Here is a 558-nt window from a genome sequence, read left to right on the forward strand (position 1 = left end):
GTCAATATCGGCGGCGGACGTCCGGTGCGGCTCGATGCGATGATCGGCGCACTGGAAACCGCCCTGGGCCGCGAGGCGGAGCGCATTCTGAAGCCCTTGCCGCCGGGCGACGTCATCCGCACCCATGCCTGTCCCGACCTGCTGCGCGACCTCGTCGGCAGCCTGCCGGAGACGCCGCTGGAAACCGGCATTCCGACTTTCGTGAAGTGGTACCTCGACTATTACGGCGCACGCTGACGCAGCCGTCCCCGCACGGCCTTCGCACGTGAGGTGAAACGATTGGGATCCCGCCTCGCCTGGAGAGAGGGACGCCGTCGGGATTGCTTCGCCCGCGCCCGCCCTGACGAAAGGGGCACCCGAGTCTTCGCTCGGAAGCGATTTCAGCCGATGGCGCGCTAACCGTTCGGAACAGACAGCTCATCCGAATGCGTCCGCCCCGGCCACGCTGCGCGCATTGCCCGAGCCGCCTCTTGCACCGACCCTCGTGACCGATGGCCCCGCCGACGGTTTGTCCGCTGCGGGGATCGAGAGGGATGGGCGATGCGGATCACGATGATT

1 pseudogene is annotated in these 558 nt (G+C 67.4%); it reads left to right on the top strand.

Annotated elements, in window-relative coordinates:
• Positions 1–237: pseudogene (locus MZTS_RS24885) on the top strand (NAD-dependent dehydratase); the annotation flags it as partial.
• Between the last annotated feature and the right edge of the window lie 321 nt (positions 238–558).

It is taken from the genome of Methylorubrum zatmanii, assembly GCF_014845115.1.
Lineage (GTDB): Bacteria > Pseudomonadota > Alphaproteobacteria > Rhizobiales > Beijerinckiaceae > Methylobacterium > Methylobacterium zatmanii.